The following is a 14,678-nucleotide window of genomic DNA, read 5'->3' as shown; positions in this document are numbered from 1 at the left end:
GGTGCACCCCTACGGGGCAATTACAGCAAGTCTCGCGGTGAGGTCGGCTCCGATCTTTCCGATCCGCGGCTCGTCAACGATCTGGAGGTGGTCACCCGGGATATGTATAACCTCGAGGTTCGGAATGTATTCATCCCAACCACCATTGGGCAAGCGGTGCGCGTACCGCGGCTCCAAGTCGATCATGCCGTCGTGGTAGCGATCCGCGAGATAGAGCACCACATTGCCGTCGTAGCGACTCGGCGTGGTCTTGGCCAAGTGGCGTCCCTCGATCCACGACGTGCGCTGATGCTCGAGCACACCACCGGGAATCTTGGTGCCGCTGATCTTGATCAGATCCGACACCATCTTGAACTGCTCCTCGTCCGAGGCCGCGGCCAGCTCTTCCAACTGCTCCTGCGGGAGTTCACCTTCCACGCCGTAGGTCTTTTTGGCGAAGGCCTGATAGCGCTGGATCCGCCGAACGCGCTCCGCCGGGCTGTTGTCCTCGCCCTCGGTCGGGATGGCCAGATCGATCAGACCGACGATGCGCACATCGGCTCCCTCGGCGCGCAGCAGTTGCGCGACCTGCAGAGCGAACACCGCACCGAGCGACCAGCCGTACAACACGTAAGGACCGTTGCCTTGGATCTTGCGGAGTTCGGGCAGGTACTGGCGCGCCCGCTCGACGATATCGCCCTCGACGCGCTCGAAACCGTACATCGGGGTATCGGCCGGAAGCCGCTTCAGCAGCGGTTCGTAGACCAGTGTGTTACCGCCTGATGGGTGGAATACGAAGACCGGCACCGCATTCGAGCCCTCGACGCGCGCCCGCAGCGGGCGCACGAACCCATCCACATCGGCACCGCTGTTCTGCAGTTCGCGCACGATATCGGCGAGCTGCTCGATGGTCTCGCAGTCGAGCACGTCATCGACGGTGACCTCGGCGTTGACCCGCTCGGTGAGTCGGGCCGCCAACTTCTCGGCGACCTCCTCCTGCAGAATCGGCAGGGTATTGAAGATGCCTCCCGCCGACTTACCGGTGACGATCGCCCAGGTCGCGAAGGTCAACCGCTCGGCGGCATCGCGCGGCGGCACATCGTCGTCATCGACGGCAGGCCGACCGCCGAAGATCGCCGCGGCGGCCACCGCATCGGCCCCGCCAACGGCCGTGGTGTCCTCGGCATCCAGCGCGCGTTCGATCGCGGTTTCGTCGGCCTCGGCCGCTGCGGCCTGCGCCGGAGTGGCCGCGGTCGGAGCGGCGGTACCAGCGGCAGCACCGGTGATACCGGCGGCCGTCTCGGCCTCGACGACAATCTTCTCGGCCTCCGCCTCCACCGAGGTGTTCTCGGCATCCAGCGAAACGCCTTCGGCGGCAGCGGCTTCGGCCACCACCAGCGCCGGATCCTGACCGGCCGCGACCGCGGCGCGCGCCGCCGCGATGAATCCGCCGTCGACCGCGATCTCCTCGCCGGACGCCTGCTTGTCGGCGATGGCCTGCACCTCGTCGCGGTGCTCGATGGCATAGCGCAGCACCTTGCCGACCTCGGTCAGGTTGGCATCGCGCACGGCCTGGACCTGCAGCTGCGGAATATCGAATTCGTATTCGACCCGGTTCTTGATGCGCATGGCCATCAGCGAATCGAGGCCGAGCTCCATCAGCGGGATCTCCATCGGCAGATCCTCGACCGCGTACCCCATCGACTCGGCGACGATCAGCGCCAACCGCTGCTCCAGGGTCTGGGTGCCATCCGGATCCCAACGGTCACCGAAGGTTTCGACAACCTCCAGATCGGCCTCCCCGGTGGTCGCGACCTGCGTCCCCGGAACCGCCTCCGCGACAACGGGTTCGGGCAGCGGCGCACCCGAGGCGACGACCGCCTCGAACAGCAACTGGAAGCTCGCACCCGTGCGCGCATGCACCTGCACCGACGCGCCACCCAGATGCGGAATCAATGTCGTGGTCAGCGTTCCGCTGGTCGGCAGCACCGCATGCGGGACCGCCGCGCCCAACGACACCTCGCTGAGCACCTGTGCCGCAGCGGTTTTCACCAGCACCGCGAGATCGGTGACGGCCGAGGCCAGCACCTCCCACACGTGCCGACCGTCCGGCAGCGCGACATGCGCACCCGGCACGCGGGCATTGCCGCTGCCACTGGCCATCTGCGCCTTCGGCCAGTACTGCTTGCGCAGGAATGCGGTCCGCGGAATATCCGCGTAATCGCCCGCGGGCAGCAGCGACGACAGATCGACGCGATGTCCGTGCACGTAGAGCTGGGCGAATGCGGAGATCACGCCCGCCGACTCGTCTTCCTTGCGCTTGAGGGTCGGGATGAGCTGCGCATCGTGCACCCCCGCCGCGAAGGTCGTACCCAGCACCTGCATCAGCGCAACGGAATTCGGCGCCAACTCCAGGAACGTGGTGTGGCCGGTGTCCACCGCGAGCTTCACCGCATTGGTGAAGTACACCGAGTGGCGCATGTTCTTGACCCAATAGTCCTCGTCATGCACCGGATCGCTGCCGGGCCGGTAAAACTCTTCCTTGTTGACGGTCGAGTACAGGCCCGCCGTCAACTTGGTCGGCTCGATACCGGCCAGCTCCGCCGCCAACTCGCCGAGCAGCGGATCCATCTGCGAGGTGTGCCCGGCGCCGCGGGTCTGCAGCACCCTGGCGAATTTGCCGGCCGCCTCGACCTTGGCGACGATCGCCGCGACCTGCTCCTGCGGACCACCGATCACCGTATTCGTCGGTGCCGCGTACACCGCACATTCGACATCCGGATAGTCGACCAGCATCGCCTCGATATCGGCGGCACTCAGCTCGACCAGCGCCATATTGCGTACATCGTCATCGCTGATCATCGCCTCGCCCTCGCCCATCAGGCGCGAGCGGGCGCAGATCACGCGCACCGCGTCCTCGAGCACGAGACCACCGGAGATGTAGGCCCCGGCCACCTCACCCATCGAATGTCCCACCACCGCATCCGGTTCGGCGCCGTGCGCGCGCAACAGCGCGGCCAGACCGATCTGAATGGTGAAGATGCCGACCTGCGAGGTGCCGACGTTGTAATCCTGGGCGTCGTCCAGGATCATCTCGCGCACCGAATACCCGGCCTCGTCCTGCACCAGCTCGTCGACCTCGTCGACGGTCTTGCGGAAGATCGAATTCTCCAGGTAGAGCTGCTTACCCATCTTGCGGTGCTGCGCGCCGAATCCGGACAGCACCCAGACCGGGCCGTTGGCGGCGGGGGCATCGGCGGTGAATACACCGGCACCCGGCTTACCCGCCGCGATGGCGCGCAGACCGGCGACGGCCTCCTCGTGGGTCTTGGCCAGCACCACACCGCGCGAGCGCGCGTGGCTGCGCTTGGCCGTGGACCGGGCCACGTCCGCGAGCGGAACAGCGCGCCCCGCATCGGATTCCAGCCAGTCGGCCAGATCCGCGGCAGCACGCCGACGCCGCGAGGGCAGGTAGGCCGATACGGCGATGATCACCGGCAGCGGCTCGGCCCGCTCGATCGACCATTCCGCTTCGGGCACAACGGCTTCCGCGGCCTCGACGATCTCGGTGGCTTCCTCGATCACATCGGTCGACTCTTCGTCGACCGCCGGGGCCACCGGTTCCACGGCCACCGGCGCCGCCGCGGGCACATACTCCTGCAGCACGAGGTGGGCATTGGTACCACCGAAACCGAAGCCGGAGATGCCGACCGTCGCGGTGCCGCTGTAGCGCGGGAACTCCGTCGGCTCGGCGACAACCTGCAAATGTGCCTGGTCGAACGGAATGTAGGGATTCGGGCCCGCGAAGTTGATGCTCGGCGGCAGCACATTGTGCTGGAACGCCATGATCACCTTGGCCAGGCTGGCCGCACCGGCGCCGGACTCCAGGTGGCCGAAATTGGACTTGGCCGAACCGAGCAGCGCGGGCTTGTCGTCGTCACGACCACGGCCGACCACCCGGCCGAGCGCATCGGCCTCGATCGGATCACCCAGCAGGGTGCCGGTGCCGTGCGCCTCGATGTAGTCGACCGTCGACGGCGCGATGCCCGCGTCCCGGTAGGCCCGGCGCAGCACCTCGGCCTGCGCATCCGGATTGGGCGCGAGCAGACCATTGGACCGGCCGTCATTGTTGACCGCGGAACCCTTGATCACCGCGTAGATCTTGTCGCCGTCGCGTTCGGCGTCGGCGAGCCGCTTGAGCACGACCAGACCGCCGCCCTCGGAGCGGACCATACCGTCGGCATCGGAGGAGAACGCCTTGATCCGACCATTCTTGGCGACACCGCCATTGCGGTCGAAGCCGAGCGTCGCCATCGGCGACAGCAGCATGTTCACGCCACCGGCCAGCGCCAGATTCGAATCGCCGTCGCGCAGCGAACGCACCGCCTGGTGCACCGCGACCATCGTGGACGAGCAGGCGGTATCGATCGCGACGGAGGGGCCGCGGAAATCGAAGAAATAGGAGACCCGGTTGGGGATGATGCTGGAAACGCTGCCCATGATGGCGTACGCCTCGGCCGAGGCGGGCACAGTCGGATCCGGCGTGCCGAGTCCGAGCGCGGCGATCAGCTGGAATTCATTGCTGGACGAGCCGATGAAGACACCGACCGGCTCGCCCTTGAGCTCACTCGCCGGAATTCGGGCGTGCTCCAACGCTTCCCAGGTCAACTCCATCGCCAGGCGCTGCTGCGGATCGACCCGCTCGACCTCGACCGGCGACATCGCGAAGAACTCCGCGTCGAAGCCCTTGACGACCTCCTGATCCAGATAGCCGCCCAGCGTATTGCCCTCGGCGACCGCCGCCGCGACCGCGGGCTCGCTGGTGAACTCGTCCCACCGGCCCTCGGGCCGCTCCCGGATCGCGTCACCGCGGTTGATCAGGAATTCCCAGGTCGACTCGGGAGTATCCCCCGCGCCCGGCAGCCGGGTGGACAGGCCGACGATCGCGATATCGTGCGCCTCGCCCGGCTGGTAACCGGCCGTGTAGAACGAATCGTCGGCGGATTCCGGCGGCAACTCCGGCTCACCGTTGATGACGACCTCGGCCAGCGACGCGATCGTCGGATGCTGATAGACGATCGTCGCCGTCAGCACCACACCGGTCAGCTCTTCGATATCGCCGCCGAGTGCGATCGCATCGCGCGAGGCCAGCCCGAACTCCTCCATCGGCCGATCCACCGTGATCTGCTCGATCGGTTGACCGGTCGCGTCGGCGACCCAGCGCCGCAGCCACTCCCGCAGCTCCGCGACGGACATATCGGTCGTTGCGGCGGGTTGCGAAGCCTGCCCGGCCTCGGCGGTATCGATCGCGTCCGCATCGGCGGGCACGTTCTCGGTCGTCTGGTCGGGCGTGCCCTCGTTGTCAGCCATCAGTTCCTCAAGCTACCTGTCTGCGTACCGGGCGGATCGACGCCCGGCGTGCAAAGCCACGCCGAGCGTCGATATTCGGGGCCGATCTTTTCGAGCGATCTGCAAGCAACCGCTACGGATAGCACCCTCGGGTAATTACTCTTCCGGTGCATCGGGGAAGGCCTGCTGGGTGTAACCACCCCGCAGCGTTCCCTCCAGATAAGCAGTCTTGCAGGCGCGTCGAGCGATCTTGCCGCTGGAGGTCCGTGGGATCGAACCGGCGGGGACCAAGAGCACGTCGCGCACGGTCACACCGTGGCGCTGGGAGATCGCCGCGCGGACCGCGTCGGCGATCGGCAGCGGATCGGCCTTACCGGCGCCCGGACCGCGCTCGGCCACGATGACCAGCTGTTCGGAGGCATCGTCGGCATCGAAGCTCAGACCGGAATGGCTGCCCTGTTCGAACACCTCGACAGGCAGCTGGTTCGCGGGCACCGAGAACGCGGCGACGAATCCGGGGCGCAACGCCTTCGATGCCTCCTGCGCGGAGAACTCGAGGTCCTGCGGATAGTGATTGCGGCCGTCGACAATTACCAGGTCCTTCACCCGGCCCGTGATGTACAGCTCGCCCTCGAAGTACACGCCGTAGTCGCCGGTGCGCATCCAGTTCGCGTCGAGCGCGGTGCCCTCGCTGTGGCTGCCCTCGCTGAGACGATGCGTGACCTTGTTGTGGAAGGTCGCGGCGGTCTCGTCCGGACGGCCCCAGTAGCCGATGCCCATATTGTTGCCGTGCAGCCAGATCTCGCCGACCTGACCGTCGGCCAGCTCGTGGCCGCCGCCGTCGGAATCGACGGTCTCCGGGTCGACGATGGCCGCCCACTGCGACAGCGCCACATAACCACAGGAGACCTGCGCGATGGCGTTCTCGGCGCCCTGCTCGACCTTGATCATGCGTCCCGCGTTGAGCTCGTTGCGGTCGACGTAGACGACCTTGGCCTCGTCCTCGGCCTTGGTCGCGGAGACGAACAGCGTCGCCTCTGCCATGCCGTAGCAGGGCTTGATCGCGGTCTTCGGCAGGCCGTACGGGGCGAACGCGTCGTTGAACTTCTTCATCGACGAGGTGGTGACCGGCTCGCTGCCGTTGATCAGGCCGATGACATTCGACAGATCCAGCGACTCGCCGTTCTTCGGTAGACCGCGCGCGGCGGCGTGCTCGAATGCGAAGTTCGGTGCGGCGGCGAAGGTTCCGGCACCGTCGTTGTGTGCGGCCAGTTCCTTGATCCAGCGGTACGGGCGACGCACGAACGCGCTCGGCGACATGATGGTGATGTACTTGCCGCCGACCGCGGGCAGGATCACCGTCAGCAGGCCCATATCGTGGAACAGCGGCAGCCAGGTGACGCCGCGCGAGTTCCAGTCCAGGTTGATCGCGTCGACCATCTGCAGCAGGTTGGTGCCAACCGCTCGGTGGGTGATCTCGACACCGGCCGGGACACGGGTGGAGCCCGAGGTGTACTGCAGGTAGGCGATGTCGTCGACGGCGACATCGGGGCGCACCCAGCTCTCGCCGACACTGTCCGGGATCGCGTCGACCGCGATGATGCGCGGACGCTGGGCGGCGGGCAGCGAGCGGAAGAACTGGCGCACACCGGCCGCGGAGGAGCTCGCGGTCAGAATGGCCGAGGGTTCGCAGTCGCCGAGCACCGCGTGCAGGCGGTCGGTGTGGCCCGGCTCGTCCGGGTCGAACAGCGGTACCGAGATGGTGCCCGCGTAGATCGCGGCGAAGAAGGAGATCACGTAGTCCAGGCCCTGGGGAGCCAGGATCGCGACCCGGTCACCCGCGTTGGTCACCTGCTGCAGTCGAGCGGCCACCGCGCGCAGCCGAACACCGAACTCACGCCACGTCAGCTCCTGCGCCTCACCGTCACGTTCACGCGAGTAATCGATGTAACGGTACGCGAGAGTGTTCGCGTCGTTGCGCGTGTGCTTCTCGACGTGGTCTACCAGGGTGTGATCATCGGGAATACGGATGTTCCCGGTGTCATCCAGGTAATCGTCGAAAGTCTCTTCCATTCCTTCATCTCCTCCGAGGCACACGCAGCAAGACGGCGACATCGCCGCTGTTACCTGTGAGGCCCCGACTCGCTATCGCCCGCGGGTGCTCTACATGCGAGAGCCAGCCTGCAGATGTTATTGCGGTCTGCGCGGTAGACCGCTATCGGCTAGATGTTCTCAAACCAGAGTCATGTTACAGAGAAGACCGGGTCACTCCCCCCGCAGCAGCGGAATAATCGGAGCGAACGCGTCCATCTGGGTGGGGAACACGCCCACATAGGACATCGATGTGAGTTGTCGCACCTGACGGATCTGTTCGGCGATCTCCTCGAACGTGCCGATCGCCACGTATGGCGAGGCGAGGATGTCCTCGACCGACAGTTCGACATCGACCTCGAGGTCCGGATGCAGTCCGCGTTCGATCGCGGACAGCGCCATCTCGGCGGTCTTCTCCCGGTCGTCGGTGATGACGATCGCGGTGATGGCCCAGTTCAGCTCGATATCGGCGAAACGCTCACCCGCGGCTTCCTTGATCAGGTTCACCTTCTCGATGGTCTTCTCCAAGGTGATGCCGGAGAGCAGACCCTTGCCGTTCTTGGTGGTGACCGGAACGACCGAAATGATGTCGGCGTGTTTGGCGGCCAGGCGCAGCATCTTCGGACCGCCGCCGCCGGTACAGATCGGCGGACGCGGCCCCTGCCGCGGGCGTGGCGTGCCCTTGACACCGTGCACCTGGTAGTACTTGCCCTCGAAGGTGCATTCCTGGCCGCGCAGCAGCACATCGAGGATGCTCAGGGTCTCGTCCAGCTTCGCCAGCCGCACACCCGGCGATTCGTACGGCAGACCCGCGGCGACGAATTCGTCCTGCTTCCAGCCCGCGCCGATGCCGACCTCGAGGCGACCCTTGGACAGCACGTCGATGGTTGCGAGGTCCTTGGCCAGCACCACCGGATGCCGAAAGCCATTGGCCAGCACCGAGGTCCCCAGCCGAATCCGCTCGGTGGCCTGGGTCAGCGCACCGAGTGCCGCGATCGGGCCGATCTGGTCACCCAGGTGATCCGGCACGACGAAGGTGTCGAAGCCGTACTCTTCGGCGTTCTGCGCGGTCTGGATGAACTTCCTGGCCCCGCCCTCTTGCTTATTTCCCTCGCCCGCGGCCGCGAACCGGAAGGGCCGCAGCGGAGTACCCAGCGCGGTCAACTCAGCATCTGCGTCACGGCTCGCCGTGGTGGCCGATGCAGTGCCGTTTCGAGCGACCCGCAAGCGATCGCTAGCGGCGGCTTCTGTCATGAACTCATGCTCCTGGCTGTGAGGAAATGTGGGCGCGACGCCGGGTCACATCGTGCCCACGCTTCTGGGGGCGCGAGCGCCGGCGGCGCGATCATCAGGCGCACTTTACAGCGTTGTGGTGTGTGGTTGCCCAGGCTTGCGTGTCTAGCACCGCGATCAGGCCGGTTTCCTGTGAACCGTCACCAACAGAGGCAGCTCAAGTATGCGCCGGATGTGGCGCTCCTTCGATCAACCCGTTGGCCCAGTTCACTGTCCACTGTGTCGCGGTCGTGCCGTCGCCGTCCACCACGTAACTGTTGTAGAGGCTGTGCACCGGGTTGCCCATCGCGCGAACCAGGGTCAGCACACTCCCGACAATGTTCAGGGGACTCAACGCATCGCGCGGCGAATCACAGATCAGATCGCCCGGTGCGCAAATGGTGTAGGTGCGGTCCGCGAGCGAGCCGAACCCACCCGACCTGGTGCCGGTCATCGTGATCCCGGGCACTTTCAACCCGTTGAGCGCGACCTCGGCGCCGACTCCCGTGGGCGCGGTGCCGATCTGGATGGCCTGGCCGGGTCCGTTGTCGCCGGTGCGGCGGCCGTCGGCGATCAGCATGACGCCGAGCACCTTGTCCGCGGGTACCGGCCCCTTGCCCGCGCCGATCTGATTGGCGATATCGCCCGCGATCACCGCGCCCTGGGAGAACCCGGCGACGACATAGGTGGTCAGCGGACAGTCGCGGTACCGATTCGCCATCGCGTCGAGCGCGCGCTGCCAGCCCTCGGAGCGGCTGTTGTTATAGGACTGCTGGCCGTCCGGCGGAATCGCGATCGGGTTGGAGAACTGCGCGACGTACGGAACGGTGTAGACATCCAGCCGTCCCTGCGGGAACTGCTGCGATACCGGCCCGGAGACGTTGAGCATCAACGAGATCGGATTGGCCGTGGGATTGTGCGGATCGTCGTTGCTATTCGACTCCCAGGTACCCGGGATCGAAATCATCTGCACATCGGGACACCAGGCCGGTTGGGAGGTCGGCGGGGCCGGCGGCGGCTTCGGGCCGGGCTTCGGCTTGCGCAGCGGACCGGCGAGGACGAACCACAGCAGCAGGGCGATGACGACGACGAGCACCACCAGACCGATGAAGAGCAGACACCCCGCCGGTTTTCGGGACCGGCGGGACGCCGAAACACGCGCACTCACTGGCAGTACGTCGCCTTAGCCGTATCGATGTAGATCCTTCCGGCCTGCTCCACCGGCATCTTCGCCGGATCGAAGGACGGATCCGATCCGGCCATCGCGGAGACGAAGGTCATCAGATCCTGGTCGGAGGCATTCGCCGCGACCCCCTGGCAGACGTAGGAGCCGATGCTCAGCGCGATATCCGGGGTGGATGGGGTGATGCCCGCGGCTTTGAGCGCGTCGAGGAACTTCTTGTCCTTATCGGTGAGCTTCGATGTGTCCTCGGGCGGGACGACATTGGTCGGGACGGGCTGCGGACGCTCCGGGGTCGCCGTATCGGCGGGCGTCTCGGGGGCCGGCGACGGCTGACCGGTCGCACCGGCGCTGGTCGAGGCGGAGGTCGGCGCCGCCGCCGTGGTGTGGGACAGTGTCGGCGTGTTCGATGCCGTCGAATCGTTATTGCCACAGGCGGCAAGCACGCCGGTAGCGGCGATCCCCACGACTACGCCGATAACCTTTCCGCGGGTCCGATGCATGAATTCGTGTCCTCGATCTGTTCGCTAAGGGGTCGGGTCGCCACCCAGGCTAGAGGAAAGCCACCGATCCTTTCGAGTGACCTGCAAGCAGTCACTAGCGGCGGGGGCAGAGGGTCATAAAACAGACCGGTTGGAACTAAATGCCGTGCACCTCTGGTTTGCCATCGCGCACGGTGATGAAACCGGTCTGGAAATTCTGCTGGATGCCGCCGGGAACGGCGAACTCGTCACTGGTCGGATATCCGAGCCTACCGTTCTCGTAGCCGAGCACCGACCACATATCCATGATCGGACCCGAACGCACCGGCCACGCACCCGACAGCGGGCTCCAATAGATATTTCCACCCTCGAACTTGCTGAAGCGCCCGAAATCCTTGAGCGGGGCTTCGTCGGCGGTGGGGAAACCGAGTTGGCTGTTCTCATAACCCAATTCGGCGTACTTGCCCAGGATCATGCCCTGTACGAGATGCACGCCGGTCTTCGCACTGTAGTAGAGCGGGCCGTTTTCGAAGGACTGGACCGCACCGTCCTTATTCGGCACCTTGGCCTCCGGCGCGGTGGGATATCCGGCCGGGCCGCGCTCGAAGCCCTGCCTGCCCCATTCCTCGAGAATCGCGCCGCGCACCACCTGAGCGCCGGTCCGCGGAGTCCAGTACAGCAGGCCATTCTGGAAGGGCTGCATGCGACCGCGGCCATCCGGCAGCCCGCGTTCGTCGTCGGTGGGCAGACCGAGCAGACCGTTGGGCCCGAGCGCCGCCTGATAGCCACCGCCGATCATGCCCCCGACCGCGTGCGCACCATCGGCCTGCGAATAGAAGACCCGGCCCCCCTTGAAGTCCTGTGCGATACCACCCGCCACCTGGTATTCACCGGTGAGGCAGTCGCCGAGCCAGCCGTTGCCGCTCGCCAGCGCGGCAATCGAGCCCCCGGTCTGGCAGGCCGGTTTATTGGGATCGACTCCGAGCGCGGCGGCGGCCTGCGGCCAGGACTGGCGCATTTCGAAATCCCAGTACGGCCATGAATGCGTGCCGGAGGGACGGTAGTTCACCTGAGCCGGGATCGATAGCTTGGCCAGTTTGGTCACGAAGTTCTGCGAGGTCAGCCGGGACAGGATCTCCAACCCCATGCCCGAGTAATTGGTGCTGACCCCGGGAATGCCGCTGGCCTGGTCGAACTGCCCGGTCGAGCCGTTACCGCTGGAAATATATAGGCTGACGCCCTTGAGCTTGTCCGCCAACGCATACGGGTCGTGGCTCTCCCACTCCGGAGCGCCCGGCGGACCCCACATGGCGGCCGAATCGAATCCGCCCGCATTCTGCATGGCGAACTGGATCGCCTGCGGCATGCCGAGGGTGGTCGTGGTCAGCACGCCCGAGTACGACGCGGCGTATTTCGCGAAGTTCGGATTGCGCCCGGCCAGGAACATCGCGGCCGTACCGCCCATCGAAATGCCTTCCATGCCACGCACATCCGTGGTCCGCCACTGACTCTCCAGCAGCGGCGGGAGTTCCTTGGTCAGGAAGGTTTCCCACTTGTAGTTGTGACCGTTGTCCGGCTGCAACCAGTCGGAGTAGAAGCTGGACTGACCGCCGACCGGCAGCACCACCGTGACGTTCTTATCGGCGTAGAAATCCACCGCACCGGCTTCGTGGGTCCAGCCGCTCTCCTCATCGGTGGCGCGCAGACCGTCGAGCATGAACAGAGCCGGGAACCGGGCCTCCGGACGCGTATTCCAATCCCGGGCCAGCAGCAACTGCACCTGGATGGGCGCGGCCATCGACGGCGAATTGATCCATAGCGCGACCCGCCGGTCGGTGAGCCACACCACACGCTGCACCGCCGCGCCGACGGCCGGTGCGGCGGCGGGCTGGGCGTTTGCGGGTGCGGTCAATGGGGAAAGACCTGAGGCGAGTGGAATCGCGATGACGGTGGCGAGCAACGCGACCCGGCCGCGGGTCACACGTCCGTCAGGTCGCCCGCGCCGCCCCCGTCTCCCGAATCCAAGTGCTGCCACATGTGTTTCCTACCCCGTCACCTCCCGGTTCCTGGTAAGACACGCCCACTGTCTGATTCAGTTGCCCCGAAAACGCAACGGGGAGCGGCGGAAATGCGAAACGGCGCCGTCGCTTCCGTTCGGAAGCAGACGGCGCCGTGTGGCGTCCGGCCCGTTAGCTCACCAACCGCCGGTGGCGTCGAGGATGCCGTTGTGGGAGTTCCACAGCTCACCCTCCCAGTACTTCCACGAGTGGGTACCCGCGGCCGGGAAGTCGAACGTGGCCGGAATGCCGAGCGAGGCCAGGCGAGACTGGAACGCGCGGGTGTTCACCAGCGAGAGCGCCTCCAACGCCATACCGTTGGCGGTGTTGAAGTAGCCGACGGCCGAGTTCGGGTTGTCGTACTGGCCCGGCAGACCGCTCGCCGCCGAAATGTACATCGGCAGACCACGCAGCTGCGGCGCGAAGACGAACGGGTCCATCCGCAGCCACTGCGAGCTCCACGGCGCGGCCATCGAGTCGACGTTGTAGCGGCCCGCGTCCAGCATCGCGATGCGGATCGCCTCACGCATACCCGGTGCGGAGATGTTCAGGTAGCCGGAGTAGGAAGCGGCGTACTTGAACTGGTCGCGGTGGTAGGCGGCCAGCGCCAGCGCGGCCGAACCACCCATCGAGAGTCCGACAACCGCGTTGTTGGTGCGCGACACACCGTAGCCCTCGAGGAAGGCGGGGAGTTCCTTGGTCAGGAAGGTCTCCCACTTGTAGGTGGTCTTCTGGCCGTTGGTGTTGCTCGGCGCGTACCAGTCGGCGTAGAAGCTCGACTGACCGCCGACCGGCATGATCAGCGAGATGTTGTCGTTCTTGAACTGATCGAGGGCATTGGTCTCGAACGTCCAGGCATTGCGGTCGTCGCGCGCGCGCAGACCGTCGAGCAGGTACAGCGCCGCGCCGCCGCCGCGCGCCGCCCACTGCACCTGCACCTTGATCGGACCCATCTGCGACGGGACCATCAGATCCTCGAAGCCGCCCGACGGCGTCCGCAGCACAGGGCCGTGCATCGGCGCGGCCAAGGCAACGGTCGGGCCCGTCACGCCTGCGGCGATCGGTAGCGCCAACGCCGCGGCACCGACAGCCAGAATTCGATTCCGCCAACCACGAGGCGTGCCTCGCCGTCCCGACTTGGTTCTCTTCGGCGCGGCCGCCCTGCCGAAACGCATGAATCCTGCTCTCTTTCTGCTGTTGTGGTGTCGCCCGTAGCCCAGGGGCCGGGCAACACCCGTGTTGCCAACGAGACGCGCGTCACATGCGAACCGGTACCCGACATTCCGGCACATAGAGACGGCGCTACAACGATCTGGTCACACTTGCGCTCGCTGGAGGTTATTCGACGTGCGAAGCCTTAGCAAGACCGGGGGTATTCGAGTGGCCGAATTCCGCCCGTTCACAAGCTGTGATCGTGCGGAGACCTTAGCGCGTTCGCCCGGAGATGTCGTGTCGGAACGGGAATTTCGGGCAAAGATTAGGGGGTCACTAGGGAGTCCGAATCCGCACCAGAGGTTCGCCCTCGGATCCGGCACCGTCTCGAGCGCTTGGTCGGCCCAGTAGCGCCAGGCGTGCACACCTCTCGCCGGGAAGCGGAACACCGTGTTCGACGGCCGAACGAGTCCAGCCGAATCTGAAAGGCGCGGGTATCTGCCAGCGCGATCTCGCCAGCGCCATCGCTGTGCCCAGGTCGTGCGCGTCGAGCGGCTTCGTGGATGACATCGTGTCCAGCCAGCCGCAACGCGTCCCGCATGGCGGGCGCCGAGATATTCAGGTAGCCCGAATACGAACCGGCATAACGGAATCGGTCCGGATGATAGGCCGCGCAGGCCGTCGAGGGCGTAGACGATGCGCCGGGTATTGCCGTCGCGCGCGTGAGGATTGCGGGATTCGATCGGCCCCATACCGGAATCGACCCGGAAGTCGGACCCGGCCGGATCGACGGCCGATCGGCATTGCCGGTACGAGTGCGTTCCCGACCACCGACTGCCGCAGCCAGCTACCGGCAACTATTCCGCGCACTCCGCGACACCGCATCGATTCGCCCTTTCTCCGTGCGCGCACCGTTGCTCGCCACTGTCGTGCATGGGGATCGGCACTCGACATCGGCGCTCCCACGCAGAAGTTCCCGGCGTTATCGCTCTTCGAGAGCAATTCCGAATTCATCCGAGTGAAAAGGCGCTGCAGTGCGCGATCGTGATAAAACTCGGAGAGTTGCCGGCGCCGGCTCACACCACAGGCCCGCGCCGGGCATACGGCGTCGAAACC

7 protein-coding genes are annotated in these 14,678 nt (G+C 66.0%); all 7 read right to left on the bottom strand.

The features are described 5' to 3' along the window. Positions 1-9: 9 nt before the first annotated feature. Positions 10-5,349: a polyketide synthase Pks13 gene (gene pks13, locus AB0L58_RS19170; RefSeq protein WP_364388378.1), complete on the bottom strand. Its 5,340-nt coding sequence runs from the start codon at positions 5,347-5,349 to the stop codon at positions 10-12. 135 nt (positions 5,350-5,484) lie between these two features. Continuing rightward, complete coding sequence (gene fadD32 / locus AB0L58_RS19165) at positions 5,485-7,401, bottom strand: long-chain-fatty-acid--AMP ligase FadD32 (protein WP_364388376.1); 1,917 nt, start codon at positions 7,399-7,401, stop codon at positions 5,485-5,487. Positions 7,402-7,593: 192 nt separating this feature from the next. Beyond that, positions 7,594-8,583 (bottom strand): LLM class F420-dependent oxidoreductase, encoded by a 990-nt coding sequence (locus AB0L58_RS19160; RefSeq protein ID WP_364388824.1) that lies wholly within the window; start codon positions 8,581-8,583, stop codon positions 7,594-7,596. Between the two features lie 286 nt (positions 8,584-8,869). Beyond that, the gene (locus AB0L58_RS19155) at positions 8,870-9,859 is read right to left on the bottom strand and encodes a cutinase family protein (RefSeq protein WP_364388374.1); all 990 of its coding nucleotides are present in this window, start codon (positions 9,857-9,859) and stop codon (positions 8,870-8,872) included. Further along, the gene (locus tag AB0L58_RS19150) at positions 9,856-10,374 is read right to left on the bottom strand and encodes a DUF732 domain-containing protein (protein WP_364388372.1); all 519 of its coding nucleotides are present in this window, start codon (positions 10,372-10,374) and stop codon (positions 9,856-9,858) included. The genes AB0L58_RS19155 and AB0L58_RS19150 overlap by 4 nt, the downstream gene beginning before the upstream one ends. A 136-nt stretch (positions 10,375-10,510) precedes the next feature. Continuing rightward, complete coding sequence (locus AB0L58_RS19145) at positions 10,511-12,334, bottom strand: alpha/beta hydrolase-fold protein (protein ID WP_364388822.1); 1,824 nt, start codon at positions 12,332-12,334, stop codon at positions 10,511-10,513. Between the two features lie 213 nt (positions 12,335-12,547). Further along, on the bottom strand, positions 12,548-13,585 hold the full coding sequence (locus tag AB0L58_RS19140; protein ID WP_364388370.1) for an alpha/beta hydrolase family protein: 1,038 nt from the start codon (positions 13,583-13,585) through the stop codon (positions 12,548-12,550). Positions 13,586-14,678: the final 1,093 nt, after the last annotated feature.

It is taken from the genome of Nocardia sp. NPDC052112 (genome assembly GCF_040680135.1).
Taxonomy (GTDB): Bacteria; Actinomycetota; Actinomycetes; order Mycobacteriales; family Mycobacteriaceae; genus Nocardia.
The sequence above is the reverse complement of the archived record's forward strand: the minus strand, read 5'-3'. Positions and strand labels throughout refer to the sequence as shown.

What these genes read in the sequence shown, in the direction of transcription:
- AB0L58_RS19150 (WP_364388372.1), bottom strand. Translation starts at nt 10,374, where the DNA reads ATGCATCGGACCCGCGGAAAGGTTATCGGCGTAGTCGTGGGGATCGCC.
- fadD32 (WP_364388376.1), bottom strand. Translation starts at nt 7,401, where the DNA reads ATGGAAGAGACTTTCGACGATTACCTGGATGACACCGGGAACATCCGT.
- pks13 (WP_364388378.1), bottom strand. Translation starts at nt 5,349, where the DNA reads ATGGCTGACAACGAGGGCACGCCCGACCAGACGACCGAGAACGTGCCC.
- AB0L58_RS19140 (WP_364388370.1), bottom strand. Translation starts at nt 13,585, where the DNA reads ATGCGTTTCGGCAGGGCGGCCGCGCCGAAGAGAACCAAGTCGGGACGG.